Raw genomic sequence first — 21603 nt, forward strand, 5'->3', positions numbered from 1 at the left:
AAAGATGGCCAAAGACCGTGTAATTATAACGCAGGGGAAATATATAGCCTCAGCGGTAAAACCAGAGCAATATCCGGAAAATGACTTGCCAGAAATCGTTTTTATTGGACGTTCCAACGTTGGTAAGTCGTCACTTATCAATTCCCTTACCCGTGTCAATAACCTGGCTCGGGTATCGTCACAGCCGGGCAAAACCCAGACCATCAACTTCTTTGAAGTCGGGGTCAAGATCGAAGGAGTAGAGGGGCGCAAGGCATTTTATCTGGTGGATTTGCCAGGATACGGTTATGCTAAGACCGGCAAAGAGAAACGCAAGATTTGGTCGAAGTTTATCGAAGAATATTTCCTGACTTCGCCTCGTCTTCAATTCGTCTGCCAGCTCATCGATATTCGTCACGATCCCATGGCGTCGGATGTCGAGATGTTCGAATGGCTGGTGAAGAACAATATCCCAGTGCTCATCGTAGCAACCAAGGCGGATAAGATTGGCAAAAATGCCCGCCAGAAGAATATCGCCGCCATAAAAAGGAAACTGGGGATTGCCGAAGTTCCCGTCTTGCCTTATTCGTCATTAAAAAATGAAGGGCGTTCAGATTTGCTTGACGTTATTGGGGATAGTTTGGTAGAATAAGAGTAAAGAAATGTGAATCTGATTCATATCTATCGGATTAAGCGGGAGGTATACCATGACAGAGCTTACGTCGTTTGACAAATCTTTACTCAACCTTTTGCAGGGAAGTCTGCCGGTATGCAGCCATCCATTTGCAGTGCTGGCCGAACAACTTGGGGCGGATGAGCAGACTGTGTTGAGCCGGTTGCAGCATTTGAAAGAACAGGGATATTTGCGCCGGATTGGGACGTTTTTTAATTCCAACAAGCTTGGCTATAAGGGAACGCTTATCGCGCTGCGTGTAGACCCTGCCTATATGGAGTCAGTCGCAAATGCCATCAACCGTTATCCGGGCGCAACACATAACTATGAGCGTGAAGGACGTTATAATCTGTGGTTTACCTTATTGACTCCATGCCTAGAGACAGAGAAAAAGATTCTCGCTGAGGTCGAGGCGCTTCCCGGTGTGGAAGACCTGTTGAACTTAAAGGCAAACAAGAAATATAAAATCAACGTGCAGTTCAAACTGCATTAAAGGGATATTGGGGTAAGAGAAATGGCACAAGAAGTTGCAATGACAGAGCTGGATAAGAAAGTCGTTCGGGCACTTCAAGGGGATTTTCCTTTGGTGTCCGATCCTTATCAAGTGTTGGCAGATCAAGTGGGGATCTCGAAAGAGGATTTTTTGGCCTGCGTGAAAAAAATGGAAGAGAGCAAGGTCATCCGCAAGATGGGAGCAGTGCTTCGGCATCGGGAAGTGGGATTCCGTGCGAATGTCTTGGTGGCGTGGGCTGTTCCTGCGCAGCGATTGGATGAGATTGCAGAGAAAATGGCAGCTTGTCCATCGGTATCGCATTGCTATGACCGCAATACCGCACCGGATTGGCCGTATAATCTGTATACGATGGTTCACGGTCACAGCCGCGAAGAATGTGAAAACATTGTGGAAGAACTCGGACGAGAATGCAAGGTTAGCGAGCATACGATGTTGTATTCCAAAAAGGAATGGAAGAAAACTTCGATGCAGTATTTTATGGAAAGATAAACAGCAATTGCCTAACAGGTGAGAACCAATAGTGTTCCGCCTGTTTTTTTGTGTGCAATAAAAGATATTGACAATCATTATCGTTAATGATAATATAATGCATGCGTAATTGATAATAACTATCAGTTACGAATAAGATTCAAAAATGAACATAGTTCATATTTTAGGAGGATTGAGGGCATTCGTATGAAGTTAGAAGCGTATTTGACGGAATTGTCGCAGGAGAAACGGCAGACATTGTTGGGGCGGGACACCGAGGACTCGCTGCATCAGGCGTTTTCGCATAAGCGAGTGGTGCATGCAGGATTGATCGGTGAAGCAATAATGCCGGCAAGGCAGCAGCAGGTTTGGCAGGCTGCTATGCACCAGCCTGCTGACCTTAGCAATCAACACGCCGTTTATATTCACATACCATTTTGTCAAACCAGGTGTCTCTATTGTGGATTTTACCAAAATGCCAGCCGGCAAGAGGTGGAGGATGCCTATGTGGATGACTTGCTGGCGGAAATCGAGGCGGAAGCTGACTCGATTCAGCTCCGGGAAACGCCTATCAAGGCTGTTTTTATTGGTGGGGGAACGCCGACGTCACTGTCAGCTGAAAATGCCAGTCGGCTGCTTGACGCAATTCAGCGCAGCTTTTCCTTGGTGTCCGATTGTGAGGTAACCTTAGAGGGACGCGTGCATGATTTGGTGCCGGAAAAAATTGAAGCGTGGCTTTCTCATGGTGTTAATCGCATTTCCTTGGGGGTTCAATCTTTCGATACGGTTTTACGTCAACGCGTTGGCCGCATTGATTCGCGGGAAGAAGTATTAAAACGTCTGGAACTGCTAAAAAGCTATGATGTCACGGTAATCGTCGATTTGATTTATGGCTTGCCAGGGCAGACTATGGAAATATGGATGGACGATGTCAAGACTTTGGCGTTAGCGGATGTGGATGGCATGGATTTATACCAGTTGAATGTCTTTCCGAATGGGCCGCTAGATAAAGCGGTGGCAAACGGCAGTGTACCGCCTTGTGCAACGATAGCGGAACAGGCGGATATGTATGTGGCGGCGCGTGACTATTTGCTGGATAGCGGTGTGGAGCGGTTAAGCCTCTGCCATTTCCGGCGCAGTAAGCGGGAACGGAGCCTCTACAATACGTTGGCTAAGACTGGCGCAGTGGTCTATCCTTTCGGTTGTGGAGCAGGTGGCAACTTCGGTGGCTTGACTTTTATGCAGCTGCGGGAATTAAAGGCATATCATGCAGCTATGGCAAAAGGGGAAAAGCCTCTGATGATGCTGGCACGGCAGGTCGAACCAAAGTTAAAGCAGGCGACAGATAATATTATCGCTGACCTGGAAAAAGGCTTTGTGGATTTCCGACGGCTTAGTATGCTGGACTGCCGGCTGGAGGAATTAGATTTGCTGCTGACGCTTTGGCAGCAGCGTGGTTTGATGACGGAGGATTTAGGGGTATATCGTCTGACCAAGGCGGGCGAATTCTGGTATATCAGTTTGACACAAAGTTTAGTCGAAGTTGCGCAGGTGGTTATGAAGGATAAAGAAAAGCCGTTATCGCTGCCAGCCTGGATGCCGCCAGCAATGCGGGAGAAGATAATGGCAAAAATGGCAGAAAGCTAAAATTTTTTCAATACAATATGATAATGATTATTATTATAGGAGGTTGAGCATGAACATTTTGATGACAGTTGGCCACTGGTTTTCACAGGGTGGTGCAGTGATGTATCTGTTGTTATTGGCTTCGATTGGTGCTGGTACGGTGATTATAGACCGCATGCGTTATTATCGCAGCCGCCAGACCGATTTTAAGCAGCACGCAGCGGAAGTCCGGCAAGTTTTACAGATGAATAGTTTGGCAGAAGCTGCGGAACTTTATCAAAAGAGGCGCACTTCCTTGGACCGATTAACTGCAGCAGCGTTAAAGGCACGGCTGAAAGGAAAAAGTGTTGAACTAGCAGTGGAGGGAGCTGCGCAATTGGAGGCAGCACAGTTGAAAAAAGGATTGCCGCTGCTGGGCATGCTGGTCACGCTGGCGCCTATTCTTGGTCTTATGGGGACGGTCGTCGGAATGATTCAAACTTTTTCTGTTTTCAATTTGCAGGCGGGGTCTCCTATGGCGATTACCGGTGGCGTTGGTGAGGCTTTGATTGCTACGGTAACGGGATTGGCGGTGGCAACGTTTGCCCTTCTCGGACACAGTTATTTTGGTTATCGGCTCGATGGCATGGTAACGGATATGGAGCGATTGGGAACTTGGCTGGAGGATAAGCTCAGTGCCGGATCGGCAGAACGGATGGCGAAACGGGGGCAGGAAAAGCATGAGGCTGCATAATGCCAGGATGTCGCAAACGCCACAGATAATGATTATTCCGATGATTGATATTATCTTTTTCCTGTTGGTGTTTTTTATGATGAGTACACTTTATATGACAAGTCAGGAAACTATCCCCGTGAACCTGCCAGCTGCAGCTAGCGCGAAACAGGATGTGGTCAAAAGCTTTCAGGTAACGGTGGCTGCTGATGGCAAGTTGTATTTGGGAAAGGATGCGATGGATTTGCCACAGCTTAAAGCAAAATTAACCAATGAAGCGAAAACTGCCGATCTAGTGGTGACACTGCGGGCGGACAAGGCGGTGGATTATGGCACCTTTATTGCAGTGATGGATGAGTTGAAAACTTCGGGTATTCAGCGCATCAGTTTGGCAGCGAAACAGTGAGGCGTGGTATGACAGTCGTTCGTTTATCGTTAAAGAGAAGTTTTAGACCGTTGCCACTATCGTGTGTTTTGCATGGCGTTGTCCTGTTAGGATTGGGACTTTTTATGAGTTTTCAGCCAGAATGGCAGACAGAAATCCCAATGGCTGAGGTGGAGATGGCGGTAAGTCCCGAGGAGTTGCCAGAGCGGCACGTGCCACAGGCAGGGAGTATGAACCCGTTTGCTGAAAATTCGGTATGGAAGTCGTCAGCGGAGAAGTCGCCCAGCAATACCACTGCGAATCAGCCGGCGGGAGGGGATAGTGATGCCGTGATGATGCCTCCTGCCGCTAGCGCTGCCGCAAATGGTGATGGCGCTCCGGGAGGAAGCACAGGACCAAGTGATACGGGCAGTGGCATGGATGGAGGCGGTGGTAAGGCGGGGGAATCTGGTGCTGGTGCAGGCGCTAGTGACAGCACGCTAGGCTCAGAAGCCAGCGGGGCCGGCAATGAGCCCTCAGAAAGCTTGGCAAGTATTGCCAGTCGTTTTGCTGCTCGGGTGGAAGGAAATAAAGAGTATCCCTATATGGCCGTGAAACGCGGGCAAACTGGTGTGGTGCGGGTAACGGTTACGATTTCGGCGGAGGGGAATTTGACCAGTGCTTATGTCAGCAGCTCAGCTGGCAGCTTGCTCGATAATGCTGCTATGCAGGCGGTCCAGCAGTCGTGTCCTTTTTCGCATGGGGCTGGTAAAAGCATAACGCTGACAGTTCCCATTCACTTTGATTTGGAAGGGTAGGAGGATTTATGAAATTATTGGTGGTTTATTCCAGTAAAACTGGCAATACGAAAAAGGTTGCTATGGCAATCGGAGAAACATTAGGAGTAGAGCCCGTGGCGGTGACGGAGAATCCATCGCCGGAGGACTATGATGCGATCGTAGCCGGGTTTTGGGTGGACAAGGGAACTGCCGATGCAGCCATGAAGGCGTATTTGCAAAAAATCACGGGCAAGCGGGTGGCACTCTTTGCTACCCTGGGCGCTGAACCGGATTCGGCACATGCGCAGCAGTGCTTGGCGAATGCGGCGGAACTGTTAGGAACAGGTTGCACCTTGACCGGTCAATTTATCTGTCAGGGAAAAGTGTCTGAGGAAATGGTGGCAATGATGAAAAAGATGTTCCCCGAAGATCATCCACATGCTATGACAGCAGAGCGCTTGGCGAGGATTGAAAAAGCTGCCAGCCATCCGGATGAAACCGACCTTTTGGCTGCTCAGGCGTATTTTGCCGATTGGCGGAAGGAGTGGTTAGCAAGTTGAAAACAGAATGATAAGTGGGAGGAAGATTATGTCGGTGTTAGTGGAGCAAGTGACATGCTCACGCCATGGACAAGCGATTTTATACAACGTTTCGTTGCAAATAAAGACTGGGGAAGTCCTGGGATTGTTAGGTCCGAATGGTGCGGGGAAGACGACGCTCATTCGATTGTTGGCAGGGCTGGCGCGACCAGATTCTGGACGCATCCGCGTATTTGGTGAAGACGCATCGCGGCGAAGTGTTACATTCCGTAGTTTGATTGGACTGGTACCGCAGGAAAATACTCTGGAAAGTGAGTTGACGATTGAGCAGAGCATGTTGTGCACCGCGAAATTGTACGGTATCGTTGATGCCCGCGCACGAATGGAAGAGGTTTGTCAGCAGTTTCAGATTGGCAGCTGGCGAAAAAAATATCCAGTGAAGTTGTCAGGGGGGATGAAACGACGGGCAATGATTGCTCGGGCAATGCTTTCCCGTCCGGAATTCCTGCTGCTTGACGAACCAAGTGTTGGGCTTGACCCGGATATGCGTCAGGAAATCTGGCAGGCGGTCCGAAAATTACAGGCCATGGGCAAAACTGTGCTGTTGACGACCCATTTATGGAAGAGGCGGAGGAACTTTGTGACCGGATTGCTTTTCTGCGAGCGGGAAAGGTCCTTTATACGGGGACAACCGCGGGGATACGTCAACAGATTTCGCCAGAGCAGGAGATTAGCCTGGAAGATGCCTTCTTGGCGTTGGCGGTTGAAGGGAGGCGAACCGGGTGATGGCAGGCGTCCAAGCGGTCTTTTACCGTGAAATGTTGATGCTTATTCGACGGATTGGCGGCCTGGGATATCTCTTTTCGGGGCTGCTGTTCCCGATGATTTATCTCTTGGCCTTTGGCTGGGGACTGGGGGAAAGCGTAGCTGTGGCCGGCGGTTATATCGCCTATTTGGCCAAGGGAATGCTGGCAATAACCGTGATGATGAATGCGTTTCAGCAGACCGCGCTTTCTGTTAGTGCGGCAAGGTTTTATTATCGTACGTTTGCGGTCTTACGGCTGAGTCCAATCCATGATGGTGCCATTGTTTTGGGCATTGCCTTAGCAGGGACGGTCCGAGCGCTGATTGCGGCAGCTGTTGTCTTTATTGCGGCAAAATTATTTTTTGGCATTGCGATATTGACTGGCCCGGGGGTCTTAGGACTGGTGCTTACGGCCTTTGCGTTTGCGGCCTTTGGGGTAGCGGTGGGATTGTCAATAAAAGGACAGGAGCAGTTTTCGATTGTGATAAATTTCTTTATCACGCCGATGACATTTTTCTGTGGGTCCTTTTTTCCCATCACCAATTTACCATCCGTAGTACAGCCAATCGTGCGATTCTTGCCGCTGTCGCTTACCAATCAGCTGCTGCAGGCCACAAGTTTTGTGGGGGAGGCTGGTATAGCCGCCTTGGCGTTGGTGTTTTTTATGTTGGTTATTTATCTGTACAGTACCTATCGGGTACATAACTACAGTGAATTTTGATGGATGATTTGAGATTTTTAGAGAAAGAGGATTTTCATGATTAGAAAACTTGCAAAAAGAAAACGTACTTTATTAGCAGCAACGGTTTTAGGAACGATGACGATGGGAAGCTGCATCGCAGCAGCGGCTGCTGCCGACGATACGATACAGACGCGGGATGTAGTGGTAACAGCCTCGCGTACGGAACAGCAGGTGAAGGAAGCACCGGCTGCTGTCGAAGTCATTACGCGAGAAGAAATCGAAAATACCGGTGCAGAGACTTTGGCACAGGCCTTGGAGATGGCAACGGGAATCAACGTATTGGAAAATGGCATGGTGGGCAATCAGTCCTCCATCCGCGGGATGAATACGAATCAAACCCTTATCCTGGTGGATGGACGCCGGGTGCGCACGGAAAACACCAGTGAGACACAGAATTATTACGAGCTTCAGCGCGTCAATATGGATGAAGTGGAGCGCGTAGAAATCGTACGCGGCGCAGTAAGTTCGCTTTACGGCTCCGATGCGCTGGGCGGTGTCATCAACATCATTACGAAAAAGCCGGGAAATCCAGGTGGTTCTGCTTCTGTGGATTGGACTTCGCGTCAGCAGGATACGGGCTTCCGTTATGATTTAGGCAAGGTGGGCAAATGGGCTTGGGCGATGAACGGCAAGGTGTCGGATGTGCGCCGCCGCATGAAGGAAGACTCCTCCAATCAGTATGGGCATCGGTATTACGTTGGACTCGATGGCCGCATGGATGTAGCCAAGAATAAGAAACTGGACTTCTTTTTCAATCATCTGTATGAAGACTTATATATGATTGATTCAGCAGCGGCCGGTACGGATTATGATCATCGCCGTGTTTCCACCGGCCTGAAATATTCCGGGAAAGACCATCTAGGAGAATACGAGGCGCAGGCATATTATACGTATTTTGATAAGGACCAGCGAACGCGCAGCCGCACGACGAATGCACTCAATAGTTTTGATGATATGACGTTTAATTCCTATGTAGCTGATGGCCGCCGTACCTTCAACTTGGATGACCGGAATACGCTGACGGTTGGTGGGGAATTTCGTCAGGAAGATTATGAAAGTACACGGATAAAAAATTGCTCGGCGCGGACGATAACTCGTGAGGGAATTACCAATAATATCGGTAAAGTATCGATGGATTATGGTGCACTTTACCTGCAGGATGAATATGCTGCGAATAAACGCTGGCTGTTGATTCCTTCCGTGCGCTGGGATCATAACAACGCCTTTGGTGATGAGGTTACGGGAAAACTCGGCACGACGTATAAGCTCAGTAAAAATACTCGGTTCAAGGCAAATGCTGGCTCTGCTTATCGTGCACCGACGGCTTCGGAACTCTATTTCTTCTGGAAGCATACACCAACGGCTCGAATGACGGTAAATATTCAAGGCAACCCGGATTTGAAACCAGAAAAGGCCTGGATTTTTGATGGCGGTTTTGAGGCAGAAAAGGGACGTACGTCAGGGAAATTAACCTATTTCCATAACAAAGTCGATGACCTTATCAATCTCGATACCCAAATGGGATATGTGCCGGGAACCGGTATGGTGGCTAATGGCAAATATGAAAACGTTGATAAAGCTACGGTACAGGGTGTGGAATTTGAAGGAAAACAGAAGCTTGGCAGCCGTTTTACGCTGCGCAGCACCTATACCTATCTCGATGCCCGCAATGATAAAAGCGGTGAACTTTTGACTGGCCGCGCTCGCCATAAGACATCGTTGCAGCTCATGTACAAGGACAAGACCCATGGATTGGATGCAACGCTTTGGAACGATTGGTTGGATGGGTATCGTTATACGTTAAGCGGCAAAACAGGCATGACAGGGGCCAGCATCATGAACGTAGTGGTCAATAAGAAAATCGGCAAACAGGCCAGTGCCTATTTTGGCATCAACAATCTTACGAACCGCAAGAATGATGTCTTGTATTATGATGGACGCATCTGGCGTGGCGGTGTGAAAGTAACGTTTTAATCGATTGTTGCAAGGGAGGTTATTTGATGGAACTTGCGGTGACACCAGCACATCCCAGGGCACGAAAACGGTTTTGGGCGTTAGCTGGCGGACTGCTCCTGTTAGGAGTGGTGTTGCTGTTTAGTATCTGTCAGGGGGCAGCGGTGTTTTCGCCGCTGTCGGCCTGGCAGATTTTGTATGGGGGGGCTGGACAGGAAAACTTCACGATTCTGTACCATATCCGTTTGCCACGCTTGATTACTGGGGCTTTGACCGGTGTGAATCTGGCATTGGCTGGCTGCATCCTCCAGGGGATTTTGCGCAATCCCTTGGCTGACCCAGGGATTATCGGCGTGTCAGCAGGAGCGGGACTCGCGGCAATGGCGGTTATGATTCTGCTGCCCAATCTGGCATCTTGGGTGCCAATGGCAGCTTTTGTTGGCGCGTTGGCGGCAGTAGCCTTGGTATTTTTTCTGTCTTGGGAAAATGGGATTCATCCGTTGCGCATGGTGTTGGCTGGTGTTGCAGTGGCGGCTTTCTTCGGCGGCGCGATGACGGCGTTGATGGTGTTTTATTCTGACCGCGTGCAGGGAACGGTTAACTGGATGGCGGGAGGATTTGCGGCCAGGACTTGGAGTCATGTCTATATGGTGCTCCCTTATACGCTCTTAGGGCTGGCAGGAACTTTTGCCGGCAGCCGTTGGCTGAATGCCCTGCAGATGGGTGAAGAAACTGCACGCAGTTTGGGCGTGCGTGTACAGCGCGTGCGGCTCTATTTGCTGGTGTTAGCAGCTTTGCTGGCGGCTTCGGCCGTCAGCGTGGCTGGTATGTTGGGCTTTGTGGGGCTGGTAATCCCGCATATGGTTCGCTTGTTGACAGGAGCGGATTTTGACTATTTATTGCCGGCGGCGGCAATATGGGGAGCAGCTCTGGTGGTTGGTGCCGATGCAGCAGCTCGCGTTGCTTTTGCCCCGATAGAGATTCCCGTGGGCGTTTTTATGTCCTTTTTGGGAGCACCGTTTTTTCTGTATTTGCTGCGGCAAGGGATGCAAAGGGGGCGTTGAGGATGGCAGAACAAGAGACCTTGCTTACGGCGAACGATTTGCGATTGGAATACGGTGGCAAGGTAGTGGCTGATGGATTAAATCTGGCAATTCATCGGGCGGAAATCACAGCGATAATCGGGCCGAATGGATCGGGGAAATCAACCCTGTTGAAAGCTTTGGCTAGACTGCTTCGGCCTGGGGCCGGAAGTATCGAGCTGCAGGGGAAAGATTTATGGACGCTATCGGAAAAAGAAGTGGCGCAAAAGATTGCCTTTATGCCCCAGAGTGTTTCAATACCGCCGGATTTGACGGTCGCGGAAGTGCTGCGCATGGGGCGCCTTCCCTACCGAAGTTTTTGGAGTTCCTGGCAGGCGGGGGATAATGCTGTTTGTCAAAAGGTGATGGAGATTACGGGATTGCAAGTTTTTTCGCAGCGGTCAATGGGGGCGCTGTCCGGTGGAGAACGTCAGCGGGTGAGGCTGGCATTAGCCCTGGTGCAGGAGCCGCAAATCCTACTGCTTGACGAACCAACTACGTATTTGGATATTCGGCATCAGCTGGAACTTATGGCGATCGTGACGAGGCTGCATGAACAAACGGGGCTGACGGTGGTAATGGTATTGCATGACCTCAATCAGGCCGTGCGTTATAGCCAGCGTCTGGTGGCGATGAAAGAGGGGCGAATCCTCGCCGATGGAGAGGTGACAGAAGTCTTTTCCTGTGCATTGGTGCGCCAATTATATGGCGTGGAAAACGAAATCAAGACCGTGCAGGTTCAGGGAGAAATGCGACAGGTGTTTTTTCCATCCGCTGTGATGGGAGTATGAGCAAATAAAGGAGAAAAATTATGCGAAAAATAATGGGCCTGCTGACGGTGCTTTGCTTGTTAGGAGGAATAGCTTGTTGGCTGTTGCCAAGTGCAGAAACGGCAGTTAAAGAAATGGATACCCGTCAGGTAACCGATAGTGCAGGGCGGGAGGTCATGATTCCTAAGCATCCGAAGCGTGTGGTTATCCTAAATGCCTCAAATCTGGATCTTTACGTTGCTGCTGGCGGTGCAGAAGATGTTGTGGGAAAGCCGGTGTCGCAGGCATTGGCCCCTAATGTAGCCGATGCAGTGGCAAAGGCGGAAGAAGTAGGAATCATCCATTCGCCAGATGTGGAGAAAATATTGAGTTTGAAACCGGATTTGGTTATTGGCACCAATGTGCCTTATCATACAAATTTGGCGGATACCTTATCGCAGGCCGGAATCCCGCTGTATGTTCAAGCACTTGACAGCGTTGAGGACTTGAAGACTGCGCTGACCTTTTACGGTTCGTTGACGGGCAAAGAAGCACAGGCACAGGAGGTGTCGACGAAGCTCACGTCTGAGATCGAGGCAGTAAAACAACAGGCTGCAGGACGGACGCCGCCCAAGAGTTTGATCCTGTTTGGCTCACCAGAAAGTTTCAATATGGGAACGGCGAAATGTTTTACAGGAAATCTGTTGAACGAATTAGGGGGTGGCAATATTGCCGATAGGGCTGTCGGTGATGGTGGCTATTTGCCACTCAGCATGGAATTTGTAGCTCGGGAAAATCCGCAGGTGATTTTTGTCATCACGCATGGCAATGCGGCAGAACTCGAAAGCAAACTGCGTCAGGAATTAGCCGCGAGTGAAGCATGGCAGAATGTGACGGCTGTACAGACGGGAAAAGTGTATGTATTGCCCTATGATTTGTTTGCGGTAAATCCAGGGGTGCGGACTGCTGATGCGATGAAGGTGTTAGCCAAGGCATTATATCCTTGATTTTCGGACGATACTTGTGTTTGTTATGATAATAATGGCTTTTTTTCACTTATTATTTATGATAAAATGTAAACAGTGTTTTCTTACAAAAGATATTGTTTATATAGAGGGAGTATCGCCATGATTAATCAAAAAATGTATGAACTCGGTACAAAGAAATCCACAATCCGCACAATCTTTGAATTTGGACGCAAGCGGGCGGCTGAGGTCGGCGAGGAAAACGTCTATGATTTCAGCCTGGGAAATCCCAATGTGCCGACGCCAGAGTTTATCAAGGATGCGGCCGTCGATATTCTGACGAATATGGAACCGAGTGCTGTTCATGGTTATACCGTAGCGCCAGGTGCACCTCAGACGCGTGAGGCGCTGGCGAAGAGTGTCAACAAGCGTTTTGGAACGAAGTTTGCAGCGAAGAATTTCTTTATGACGGCTGGTGCCGCCGCGGCTATCACGATTTGCTTTAAAGCATTGGCACAGCCGGAAGATGAGTTTATCACGTTTGCCCCGTTCTTCCCCGAATATCGCGCCTTTGTGGAATCGGTGGGAGGGAAGCTCGTTGTTGTACCCGCACAGCCGGCAGATTGGCAGATTGATTTTGCGGCTTTTGAGAAGTTGGTGACAAGCCATACGAAAGCCGTCATCGTTAATTCACCCAACAACCCAAGTGGTGCGGTATATTCGGAAGAAACCATCCAAAAGTTGGCGGATATCCTGCGTCAGAAGGAAGAAGAGTTCCATCATCCCATCTTCATCATTTCCGATGAACCGTATCGGGAGATTGCCTTTGAGGGCTATACGGTTCCTTATGTGCCGAAGTTCTATGAGAATACGTTGGTTTGCTACTCGTACAGTAAGTCTTTTTCCTTGCCGGGCGAGCGCATTGGTTATATTATCGTGCCGGATGAGGTAGCAGATTTTGGCAAGGTATACGGTTCGATTGCCGGTGCTGCCCGTGTACTCACGCATGTTAACGCGCCGTCACTTTGGCAGCTGGTCATCGGCCGCTGTGCCGATATGCCATCGGATATCTCCACGTACGTTAAGAACGGCCAGTTGCTTTATCAGGGATTGATCGATGCTGGTTTTGAATGCGTCAAACCACAGGGGGCGTTCTATCTCTTCCCAAAATGCCTGGAAGAGGATGATTACGCATTCTGCGAGCGGGCAAAAAAATATGATTTGCTGCTCGTGCCAGGTACAGACTTCGGCTGCCCCGGTTACTTCCGGGCCGCATATTGCATCAAGACCGAAACGATTGAAAAATCCCTGCCCCTGTTTAAAAAGCTCGCAGAAGAATATAAAAAATAAATTTTTCCATATTGCTGATTCGGTAATGACTCGTCATTTGACGGGTCATTTTTTTATCGAAGCGATATATTTACAGGGGATTGACAGGAATTTGATTTTGGGGAGCGAATATACATGTTAGAATTGTTTGAAAAATTATAAATCAACAGGATGTTTGTGGTGAGGATAATGTTCGCTATGATTGCATTTTGGATGTAGGGGAGTGATGACTGGTGGCAGAGAATGAACCGATGGTAGAGGTCTTTATCTATGAAACGCGGCAGTTCTTGGAACAGTTGGAGCAGGTCGCGCTTGCAAGTGAGGACAGCGGCAGCTTCCAGCCAGAAGAGGTCAATGAGGTCTTTCGGGCCATGCATACCATCAAAGGCTCGGCGGCCATGATGCTCTATGATGAAATCTCGCATCTGGCGCATGCGGTTGAGGATATTTTCTTTTATATCCGCGAGCTTCATCCGGAGAAAATTGATGTATCCGCTGTGACGGACATCGTGTTAACCGCTGTGGATTTTATGAACGGCGAAATGGATAAGCTCGACAGTGGAGCAAAGCCGGATGCTTCGAGTGAGGAGCTGCAAAAATTCACCCATGATTTTCTACGAAACTTTAAACTGGAAAACGGACATGATCCTGATGTTGATTTGCGCAAGGTGAAAAAGACAGCACCGAAAGAAACGGAAAAAGCTGAAGCAGCTGAACCAGCCAAGCAGCAATATTTCATTCAGGCAGTAAAACCGGAGGAGGTAAAGACGGAATCTGGCAGTAACCACGTTTATAAAGCGGTGCTGCACTTTGATCCTGAGGGAGGCATGGTGGAGGTTCGTGCCTTTGGGGTAATCAACCGGCTGGAAGATCAGGCTGGTGAGTTGCACTATTTGCCGGAGAAGATTATCGAGGATGAGACCGCGGCTGATACCATCCTAAAAGAGGGATTCAAGCTTTGGTTTACGACGGGGCTGGAGAGTGAAGCGGTTCGCAAACTGCTCGATGAGACGATGTGTCTGACGGGATTGGAACTTACCGAATTGTCGTCGGTGGCAGAGTGTGAGTATTGGCCGACGCCGAAACAGAAAGCCGCGCAGGCAGTAGAGGAATCATCGCCGATTGTACCGGTAAAACCTGAGGCTAAGCCACGGCCGGCACCGATGAAGCAAGCAGGCCATGATGGGCATGAGTCGCAAATGATAAGCGTCCGCGTGGATAAACTTGACCGTCTGATGGAATTGGTCGGAGAGATGGTTATTGCGGAGTCGATGGTGACGCAGAATCCCGATATCCGAGGGATGGAGCTTTCCAATTTTGACAAGGCGGCTCGGCAGCTGCACAAGATAAATGGGGAGCTGCAAGACCGTGTCATGGCGCTACGAATGGTGCCGTTGGAGGCGACGTTCAAGAAGATGAATCGCATCGTGCGCGATATGACGAAAAAACTTGGCAAACAGGCAAAATTGGTGCTGGTAGGTGCGGATACTGAGGTCGACAAAAATGTTACGGAGCACATCGGCGATCCGTTGATGCATATTATTCGCAATTCCATTGACCATGGCATCGAGATGCCGGAGGTGCGCAAGGAGGCTGGCAAGCCAGAACAGGGCACGGTGGTGCTCTCGGCACAGAATGCCGGAGGTGAAGTCGTCATCCGCATTGAAGATGACGGCGGTGGCATGAATCGCGATCGCATCATGAAAAAGGCCAAAGAGAAGGGCATCTTGACGAAGCCTGAGGAGGAGTATACCGATCAGGAGGTCTATAGTTTTATTTTTGCACCAGGGTTTTCGACGAAGGAACAGGTTACGGAATTTTCCGGACGCGGTGTTGGCATGGATGTAGTAGTCTCGAACATCAAGGCTTTGGGAGGAACGATAACGGTGGATAGCAATCCCGGTAAGGGAAGCGTGACTATCATCCGGATTCCGCTAACCCTGGCCATTGTGGAGGGGATGTGCATCAAGGTCGGTGGGGCTGGATATACGATACCAATCAGTTCGATTCGCCGTTCTTTTCGGCCCGAGGAAGGGGATATTTTCCTCGATGTGTCGGGGCAGGAAATGTTTATGGAAGCGGGAAGCCCCTGTCCGATTGTACGGCTGCACCAATTGTATGATATCGAAAATGCTAGAGAGCAGCTCACAGAGGGCATTCTGCTGGTGACGGAAGCCGATGATCATTATCTGGGAATCTTTGCCGATGAACTCGTGGGGGTACAGCAGATTGTCGTAAAGCCGGTGCCAGGATATATTCAGGCAATGACAAAGATGACGGGAATCACTGGCTGTACCATTTTGGGAGATGGCAGTATCAGCTTGATTATTGACCCGGGGAAACTCCTGGGATTGCTGGTGGAATAATAGGAGGGACGGAAATGGATGAAGAACTCCTGCAAGAGGAAGATACACAAAAGGATAAATATCTGACGTTTACTTTGGGCGAGGAGCTCTATGGGATTGATATCCGCGTGGTTATCGAAATCATTGGCATTCTGCCGATTACCAAGGTGCCGGAAGTGCCGGATTATGTACGTGGTATCATCAATCTTCGCGGTAAAATCATTCCAGTCATTGATATGCGGCTGCGGTTTGGCCGGGAGTTCCGGCCGTATACAGATCGTACCTGTGTTATCGTCATTGAGGTCAAGGACGTACTGCTGGGCCTTATTATCGATGGCGTCAGTGAGGTGCTGTCCATACCCGAAGGCGAGACGGTGGCTCCACCGGAACTCAAGTCGGCGAACAATCGCTATATACGGAGCATCGGGAAACTGCCGGATACGAAGGTGGTGCTTTTACTCGACTGGGAAAAGCTATTCGACGTGGAAGAAGAAAAGATGCTTAGCGGGATGAATGAGGAAAGAGGGAACGAAAATGGAGCTGTTTAAAAATATGAAAATCAGTACCAAATTAGTGACTTTGACCGGAATACTCGGAGCCTTGATTTTGGTGACGGCGGTTTGCTTCCTCTGTTTTTTGAGCTCGGTAAGTGAACAGTATCAAAAAGTCTATGACGAAGATGCGTATGCGGCTACGTTGGCGACGCAGGCAGGAAAAATTTTTACCGAGTCACGCAACGAATATACGCGTTTTTTGACTCGGGTAGATCCGGTGATGCGGCAGGAAGCCATGGCCAATATGCAAAAGCGTGATAAGGAACTGGATGTGGTTTTTGGCGAATTGGAAAAGCGGGCTATTTCCGTTGATGCCAAAAAGGTGATGAGTGATATCCGTGGGCAGATTGATACATTCCGCAGCCAGCGTGATGCGCTGATTAAAGCACAGCCGTCACCGGGCGCGCCAGTGGAAAATTTGCCAGAAGCGAAAAAAGCATCGGAAACGGGCTACAAGCTTGCACAGAGTTTTGATTCCGTGATGGAAATGGGCAATACGAGTACGCAGGCAGAGTTCCGGAAAATCAAGGAAGAAATCGACAAAATCATGTTGATTTCGGTCATCAATATTACGATAGTCGTGATTTTAGCCATGTTCTTTGGCATGCGTTTGGCCCGTAATATTGGCAGCCGCATTGATCGTATGGCGGCTGCGGCTGAAGTGATAGGCAATGGTGACCTCAGTCAGCCCATGAAGCCGGAAAATAACGATGAAATTGGCCAGGCTGTTGCGCATTTCGAGCAGATGCGCCAGAATCTCAATCAGTCGATGAACAATATCCATGTGGCGGCAGAACAAGTGGCGGCAGGTTCGCGCAACGTTTCCGAGGCTAGTGTGTCACTTTCGCAGGGAGCTGCGGAGCAGGCGTCTTCGGTGGAGGAGCTTTCGGCGTCGATTTCCGAGATTTCGTCGCAGACGGCCAGCAATGCGGAAAATGCCGACAAGGCCAATAGTCTCACGATACAAGCGCGGCAGCAGGCATCTGTTGGGGACGCTGATATGAAGGAAATGTTGGCCGCGATGGAAGCGATCAATACGTCTTCGGCGAATATCTCTAAAATTATCAAGGTAATTGATGAGATTGCTTTTCAGACGAATATCCTGGCGTTGAATGCCGCGGTAGAGGCTGCACGTGCTGGACAGCATGGAAAGGGATTTGCCGTGGTGGCAGAAGAGGTGCGGAATCTCGCAGCACGCAGTGCCAAGGCGGCCAAGGAAACGACCGAACTCATCGAGGATTCGATCACGAAGGTCGAATCTGGCCGGGCGATTGCAGGTAAGACCGCAGAAGCCCTTATGACGATTATGAGCAATGTATCGGAAGTGGCCGATATCGTAAGCTCTATTGCCAAAGCTTCCAGCGAGCAGAAACTGGCGTTGGAGCAGATTGACCAAGGAGTTCTGCAGGTGTCGCAGGTAGTACAGGCGAACTCGGCGACATCAGAGCAGGCTGCATCGGCGAGTGAAGAACTCAATGCGCAGGCTTCCCGCTTGCGTGAGACGGCGGATCAATTCCGCTTGGCAGTGGATCGTTCCGCAAGGAAAAATTACGATAGACCAGCTCCAGCGCCTAAGATGGTGGCAAGACCGGGGAAAGCACCGGGTCCCGCTGTGGAAACGACGCCGGAAGCCAAAGCCTATACCTATGCCGATGATGAGAAAGGATTTGGGAAATACTGATGGAAGATTCGGTATTTCTGGCATATGCGAGCATTGTGGATCGCGAATTTGGCATACAGTTGCCGCGGGAAAAGAAGGCACTGTTGGAATCCCGTCTGCAGCGGTTGTTCCATGAAGGCGAAGAGACGGCCAAATATCGCGATGCCGCAGGCTTCTTGAAAGCACTGAAACAAGATGGCACGGGGCGCCTTTTAAAGGTGCTGGCGGAGGCCATTACCACGCACCATACGTTTTTTATGCGTGAGGCGGACCATTTCTGGTTTTATCGGGATACGGTGCTACCCTGGATTGCATCATCGGTTCAGGACGGCGATATCCGTACCTGGTGCGCGGCTTGTTCTACAGGGCAGGAAGCATATACGCTGGCGATGCTGCTGCAGGACCAATTCGGGCTGCAGGGGGCGCGCTGGGAAAAGACGTTGTTGGCTACGGATCTTTCTACCGAGGTGCTGGAAGTTGCAAAGGCGGGAATATACGAGAAAGAATCGCTCGTTGGCATGCCGGAGAATTGGTTGCACGGTTATTTTCATGCCGCTGGCAACGGGAAAATGCAGGTTAATGACGGGATACGGCAACAGGTTCTGTTCCGCCCGTTTAATCTGATGACGCCAGGATTTCCCTTTAAGAAGCCATTTCATGTTATCTTTTGCCGGAATGTCATGATTTATTTCGATGCACCGGTACGAAATCGGCTCGTGCGGCAGTTTTACGATTATCTCGAACCAGGCGGCTATCTTTTCGTAGGACATTCGGAGACGGTGGAGCGGCAGGCAGCCCCTTTTCAATATGTGATGCCGTCGGTTTACCGCAAACCATTGGATGCGGCACCCAGTGAGACGCGGCGGAATCTGGCGGGGATATATCAGAGAACGCAGGCGGTGACTGCTGGCATGCAGCAAAGGCTTCAGTTGACCAGACAGGTCGTGGGAAAAGAAGAAGGCGTGGAGCCGGCAAAGCCAGTAAAACTCATTGCCTTGGGAGCTTCCACGGGAGGGACGGAGGCCCTAGCAAGTTTAATTCAAGGGCTGCGCCCGCCCTTGCCGCCGATTGTAATCGTTCAGCATATCCCTTATGGTTTTAGCCGGCTGTTTGCCGAACGGCTCAATAATGAATCGGCCTTTATCGCAGCGGAGGCTTCGGATGGTGAAAAGCTGCAGCCTAACCATATCTATGTCGCGCCTGGCGACCGGCAGATGCGGGTGCGGCGTTTGGGCAGTGAGTTTTTCGTTTGCTGCCGTGGCACCGAGCAGGTAAGTGGGCACTGTCCTTCGGTTGATGTGTTGTTTGATTCTGTGGCCGAGACAGTAGGTGCTGAAGCGTTGGGGGTGATCCTCACGGGTATGGGCAGTGATGGCGCCGAAGGATTGTTGAAGATGCGGCAGAAAGGGGCGCGTACTCTGGGGCAGGATGAAGCAACCAGCGTGGTTTATGGTATGCCGCGGGCAGCCTTTGAACGGGGCGCGGTCATGCGTCAGCTGCCGCTTCCGTCGATGGTCGGCTGTATTATGAGTCTGGCACGTCAGCAGGGCTCTGTGGGAAAGGATGAAAGCGATGGGCAATGAAGTACAGGGACAGATACCGGATTCTGTTCTGCGTGGTCTGTTAGGAAGTCTGGGGGACGGGCTAGTTCTGACGGATTTGAACGAGCGTGTCACCTATATCAATAAAATGGCAAAACGCATTTTAGGTTGTGAGGAAAAACAGGTGATTGGCTGGGTCTTTCGCGATGTGTGCCCCTTGGTGAATTTAAAGACGGGGCGCAGTTTTGAAAGTCCTTTGAAGGTGGCGTTGGCGGAGAAAAGATCGGTGGGGCTGGCGCGAAATATTGGTATTTTCCGTGGTGAGCAGCAAGAACCAATCTTTTTGTCGGCGACCTGTTCGCCGCTTCAGCTGGATGAAGGGGAGATTGTAGGGTGTGCGGTTATTCTTCGCAACGTGACCCATCTTCGGCGGTTGGAGGTTCGCATCGAGGCAGATCATGTCTATATGCGGACGGTGTTCTCAGCCGCGCAGGTTGGTCTCTGTGTCCTGGATGAAAAAGGGGCTATTGTCGATATCAACGATGCTGGTCTTGAGACCATGGAAACCACCTATAAGGAGTCCGTGGGAAAACAGTTTGGCGATGTTTTTCGCTGTGAAAACAGCATCGAAGGGGGCTGTGGTCATGGGCAATACTGTGCAACTTGTCCGATTCGGCATCAGATAGAAACTGCGATTGCTACGGAAGGCTATACGAGCCAGATTACGGCGGCGATGCATAGTATCCGCCGCAAGGAGAAGATTTGGCTGCGGATGTTTTTCTCGCAGGCCTGGTCGGAAATCGGCAAGCAGACGATTGTCACGATGATTGATGTTTCTCAGCGTAAAAAACGTGAAGATGCTTTGGAAGAAGCCCGGGAGCGTGCTGAGGCAGCCAGCCGGACGAAGAGCCAATTCCTGGCCAATATGAGTCATGAGATCCGCACACCAATCAATGGCATGAATGGCATGATTGATTTGACGCTGCATACCGACCTTACGGAAGAGCAGCGGGAAAATCTCATGAGTGCGAAGCAGTGCTCGGAAGATTTGTTGCGGATCATCAATGATATTCTCGATTTTTCGAAACTCGATTGTGGAAAGATGGAGCTTGAATCCTTGGATTTTGACCTTCACAAAACCATGCGGCGGGTATGTACCATTCATCGCAAGGTGGCCAAGGGCAAGGGGCTGTTTTTCCGCTTGCCGGATTTGCGAGGAATTCCGCAGTTTATCACAGGGGACCCGATGCGATTTCGCCAGATTATGCATAATTTGCTGACCAATGCGGTGAAATTCACCGGAGAAGGTGGTGTGGCCGTGGAGGTGACTAAGAATTTCCGCGAAGAGAGGCCGGTGCTAAGTATCGCCGTTCATGATACAGGAATCGGGATGTCCTTTGAGGAGCAGCAGAAATTATTCCAGCCGTTTAGTCAGGTGGATGGTTCCACAACCAGAAAATTTGGTGGAACGGGTTTGGGACTTATGATCGTAAAGGACCTTGTCGAAGCTATGGGCGGGGAAATCAGCGTGCATTCGGCTCCACTTTGTGGCAGCAATTTTACGTTCTGGATTCCGCTTTATGAAGCCGATGGGGAAGATGAAGAGAGTCAGGAACGTTCGGTATTCATCAATGACCGCTGGAACGATGGCGAAAAACAAGAAGCACCGGCAAAGGAGGAAGAGACGGATATCAGCGATATTGCGAATTTGCTTGCCTATTGCGAACAGCGTCTTGATGAAGATGGAGGGGATGCGTCATGAAAATATTGATTGCAGAGGATGATCGGCTCAGCCGGATTTTTCTAAAAAAGTTCTTGGGGAATTATGGGGACTGTGATGTGGCGGTAGATGGCATGGAAGCTTTGGATCTTTTTATGGATGCGATAAAGGACAAGGCGCCTTATGATTTGTTATGCCTTGACATCATGATGCCCCGCATCGATGGTCTCAAATTGTTAAAGGCCATTCGTGTCTTGGAAAAACAGCATCAGCTGCAGCATACCTACATCATCATGATGACAGCGCTGGCAGATGTGGAATATGTCGACCAGGCGCTGGAGTTGGGGTGCGATGCCTATGCAGCTAAGCCAATCGATACCGATAAAGTGACTTTGGTTATGAAGAATCTCGGCTTGATAAAAGAATAGTGAATGCGAAAGAGCTTTTCTTTAGGGAAAGGCTCTTTTTCACTGGATAATGCCTTGTGGCTATGATAAAATGAAA

General features: G+C 50.0%; 21 protein-coding genes. All 21 read left to right on the forward strand.

The features are described 5' to 3' along the window. The first annotated feature begins 4 nt into the window (after positions 1-4). The 21 genes from yihA to T504_RS0100290 all read left to right on the forward strand — a co-directional run bounded on the left by yihA (position 5) and on the right by T504_RS0100290 (position 21527). Positions 5-631, forward strand: coding sequence for a ribosome biogenesis GTP-binding protein YihA/YsxC (gene yihA / locus T504_RS0100190; RefSeq protein ID WP_033169046.1), 627 nt, complete (start codon positions 5-7; stop codon positions 629-631). Positions 632-686: 55 nt separating this feature from the next. After that, positions 687-1145, forward strand: coding sequence for a siroheme decarboxylase subunit alpha (locus T504_RS0100195; RefSeq protein WP_033169047.1), 459 nt, complete (start codon positions 687-689; stop codon positions 1143-1145). A gap of 21 nt (positions 1146-1166) precedes the next feature. Then, complete coding sequence (locus T504_RS0100200) at positions 1167-1655, forward strand: siroheme decarboxylase subunit beta (protein ID WP_033169048.1); 489 nt, start codon at positions 1167-1169, stop codon at positions 1653-1655. A 186-nt stretch (positions 1656-1841) separates the two neighbouring features. Beyond that, positions 1842-3281: a heme anaerobic degradation radical SAM methyltransferase ChuW/HutW gene (gene hutW, locus T504_RS0100205; RefSeq protein WP_051635089.1), complete on the forward strand. Its 1440-nt coding sequence runs from the start codon at positions 1842-1844 to the stop codon at positions 3279-3281. Positions 3282-3330: 49 nt separating this feature from the next. After that, on the forward strand, positions 3331-3993 hold the full coding sequence (locus T504_RS0100210; RefSeq protein WP_051635090.1) for a MotA/TolQ/ExbB proton channel family protein: 663 nt from the start codon (positions 3331-3333) through the stop codon (positions 3991-3993). Further along, positions 3980-4378, forward strand: coding sequence for an ExbD/TolR family protein (locus T504_RS0100215; RefSeq protein WP_033169049.1), 399 nt, complete (start codon positions 3980-3982; stop codon positions 4376-4378). The genes T504_RS0100210 and T504_RS0100215 overlap by 14 nt, the downstream gene beginning before the upstream one ends. Positions 4379-4482: 104 nt before the next feature. After that, positions 4483-5154 carry an energy transducer TonB gene (locus tag T504_RS13685; RefSeq protein ID WP_051635091.1) on the forward strand — a complete coding sequence of 224 codons (672 nt, stop codon included), beginning with the start codon at positions 4483-4485 and terminating at the stop codon, positions 5152-5154. Positions 5155-5162: 8 nt separating this feature from the next. Then, positions 5163-5675, forward strand: coding sequence for a flavodoxin family protein (locus tag T504_RS0100225; protein WP_033169050.1), 513 nt, complete (start codon positions 5163-5165; stop codon positions 5673-5675). A gap of 28 nt (positions 5676-5703) precedes the next feature. Beyond that, positions 5704-6471 carry an ABC transporter ATP-binding protein gene (locus tag T504_RS13525; RefSeq protein WP_231473832.1) on the forward strand — a complete coding sequence of 256 codons (768 nt, stop codon included), beginning with the start codon at positions 5704-5706 and terminating at the stop codon, positions 6469-6471. Next, positions 6440-7180, forward strand: a complete 741-nt coding sequence (locus T504_RS0100235; protein WP_033169051.1) for an ABC transporter permease — start codon at positions 6440-6442, stop codon at positions 7178-7180. The genes T504_RS13525 and T504_RS0100235 overlap by 32 nt, the downstream gene beginning before the upstream one ends. Before the next feature lie 36 nt (positions 7181-7216). Beyond that, the gene (locus tag T504_RS0100240; protein ID WP_033169052.1) at positions 7217-9175 is read left to right on the forward strand and encodes a TonB-dependent receptor plug domain-containing protein; all 1959 of its coding nucleotides are present in this window, start codon (positions 7217-7219) and stop codon (positions 9173-9175) included. A 26-nt stretch (positions 9176-9201) separates the two neighbouring features. After that, positions 9202-10218, forward strand: a complete 1017-nt coding sequence (locus T504_RS0100245; protein ID WP_033169053.1) for a FecCD family ABC transporter permease — start codon at positions 9202-9204, stop codon at positions 10216-10218. Between the two features lie 2 nt (positions 10219-10220). Continuing rightward, positions 10221-11027 (forward strand): ABC transporter ATP-binding protein, encoded by an 807-nt coding sequence (locus tag T504_RS0100250; RefSeq protein ID WP_033169054.1) that lies wholly within the window; start codon positions 10221-10223, stop codon positions 11025-11027. Between the two features lie 20 nt (positions 11028-11047). After that, a complete protein-coding gene (locus T504_RS0100255; protein WP_033169055.1) occupies positions 11048-11992 on the forward strand; it encodes an ABC transporter substrate-binding protein in 945 nt (314 codons plus the stop codon). Between the two features lie 120 nt (positions 11993-12112). Continuing rightward, on the forward strand, positions 12113-13300 hold the full coding sequence (locus tag T504_RS0100260; RefSeq protein WP_033169056.1) for a pyridoxal phosphate-dependent aminotransferase: 1188 nt from the start codon (positions 12113-12115) through the stop codon (positions 13298-13300). Positions 13301-13512: 212 nt separating this feature from the next. Next, positions 13513-15645 (forward strand): chemotaxis protein CheA, encoded by a 2133-nt coding sequence (locus T504_RS0100265; RefSeq protein WP_051635092.1) that lies wholly within the window; start codon positions 13513-13515, stop codon positions 15643-15645. Between the two features lie 14 nt (positions 15646-15659). Further along, positions 15660-16172, forward strand: coding sequence for a chemotaxis protein CheW (locus T504_RS0100270; protein WP_033169057.1), 513 nt, complete (start codon positions 15660-15662; stop codon positions 16170-16172). Then, the gene (locus T504_RS0100275; RefSeq protein WP_051635093.1) at positions 16159-17859 is read left to right on the forward strand and encodes a methyl-accepting chemotaxis protein; all 1701 of its coding nucleotides are present in this window, start codon (positions 16159-16161) and stop codon (positions 17857-17859) included. Before T504_RS0100270 ends, T504_RS0100275 begins: the two co-directional genes overlap by 14 nt. After that, positions 17859-19421: a chemotaxis protein CheB gene (locus tag T504_RS14695; protein WP_072022671.1), complete on the forward strand. Its 1563-nt coding sequence runs from the start codon at positions 17859-17861 to the stop codon at positions 19419-19421. Before T504_RS0100275 ends, T504_RS14695 begins: the two co-directional genes overlap by 1 nt. Next, positions 19411-21141, forward strand: a complete 1731-nt coding sequence (locus T504_RS13690) for an ATP-binding protein (RefSeq protein WP_051635094.1) — start codon at positions 19411-19413, stop codon at positions 21139-21141. Before T504_RS14695 ends, T504_RS13690 begins: the two co-directional genes overlap by 11 nt. Then, positions 21138-21527, forward strand: coding sequence for a response regulator (locus T504_RS0100290; RefSeq protein WP_033169058.1), 390 nt, complete (start codon positions 21138-21140; stop codon positions 21525-21527). Before T504_RS13690 ends, T504_RS0100290 begins: the two co-directional genes overlap by 4 nt. The last annotated feature ends 76 nt before the right edge of the window (positions 21528-21603 follow it).

Source organism: Selenomonas sp. ND2010 (assembly GCF_000702005.1).
Taxonomy (GTDB): Bacteria; Bacillota; Negativicutes; order Selenomonadales; family Selenomonadaceae; genus Selenomonas_A.